The following is a 1155-nucleotide window of genomic DNA, read 5'->3' as shown; positions in this document are numbered from 1 at the left end:
GATTATTAAGAACTATAATTTCTGAGTTCACACATCCTTTACTGTCTCTCACATTCACAGGCTTAACTGCTGGTTCTTACACTGTAAATGTGAGAGACAGTAAAGGATGTGTGAACTCAGAAATTATAGTTCTTAATAATCCTACACCTATTGCTTTTGTAACAGTACCTAGTACTACTCTTGTTTCTTGTATTAACGATACAAGTGCTAGTATCACGGTAACTACAGGACCTACTGGCGGATCTGGAAGTTATTTATATACCTTGATTAGAACTAATGCAGCTGGTGTGGTTACTACTAATGGACCACAAATTTCTAATACGTTCAACAATTTAGGTGCTGGTACGTATCAAGTTCGAGTTTCTGATTCTTGGACGTGTAGTACGACTTCAGCAAATATAGTAATCAACGAACCAACAAGAGTAACGGCAGCTTTAACATTGGCTACAGCCAAAACATGTGCTACTGATGCCAGACTTACCCTTACAGCTGCTGGTGGAACGGCACCGTATACATACAGCACTACCCCTAATTTTGCAACTGCAACAGTAATGGTAGGTAACACAGCTACATTCTCTGTACCTGTAGTAGCTATGCGTTCCTACAGGTACAGAGAATGTAGCTGTGTTACCTACCATTACTGTTGCAGTTGCAAAATTAGGGGTAGTGCTGTATGTATACGGTGCCGTTCCACCAGCAGCTGTAAGGGTAAGTCTGGCATCAGTAGCACATGTTTTGGCTGTAGCCAATGTTAAAGCTGCCGTTACTCTTGTTGGTTCGTTGATTACTATATTTGCTGAAGTCGTACTACACGTCCAAGAATCAGAAACTCGAACTTGATACGTACCAGCACCTAAATTGTTGAACGTATTAGAAATTTGTGGTCCATTAGTAGTAACCACACCAGCTGCATTAGTTCTAATCAAGGTATATAAATAACTTCCAGATCCGCCAGTAGGTCCTGTAGTTACCGTGATACTAGCACTTGTATCGTTAATACAAGAAACAAGAGTAGTACTAGGTACTGTTACAAAAGCAATAGGTGTAGGATTATTAAGAACTATAATTTCTGAGTTCACACATCCTTTACTGTCTCTCACATTCACAGGCTTAACTGCTGGTTCTTACACTGTAAATGTGAGAGACAGTAAAGGA

At 39.9% G+C, this 1155-nt stretch carries 2 protein-coding genes and 1 pseudogene; 2 read left to right on the top strand and 1 reads right to left on the bottom strand.

What is annotated here, in order from left to right:
• Positions 1–89 precede the first annotated feature (89 nt).
• Positions 90–491 (top strand): annotated as a pseudogene (locus AC061E_RS16575) (hypothetical protein); the annotation flags it as partial.
• Here AC061E_RS16575 and AC061E_RS16570 read toward each other — a convergent pair.
• Positions 435–902 carry a hypothetical protein gene (locus AC061E_RS16570; protein WP_478287244.1) on the bottom strand — a complete coding sequence of 156 codons (468 nt, stop codon included), beginning with the start codon at positions 900–902 and terminating at the stop codon, positions 435–437. The pseudogene AC061E_RS16575 and the gene AC061E_RS16570 overlap by 57 nt on opposite strands.
• Before the next feature lie 70 nt (positions 903–972).
• Between AC061E_RS16570 and AC061E_RS16565 the strand changes: the two genes are divergently transcribed.
• Positions 973–1155: hypothetical protein (locus tag AC061E_RS16565; RefSeq protein ID WP_478287245.1), on the top strand; the 183-nt coding region annotated here is incomplete at its 3' end.

This window comes from Flavobacterium sp. GNP011 (assembly GCF_056428925.1).
The sequence above is the reverse complement of the archived record's forward strand: the minus strand, read 5'-3'. Positions and strand labels throughout refer to the sequence as shown.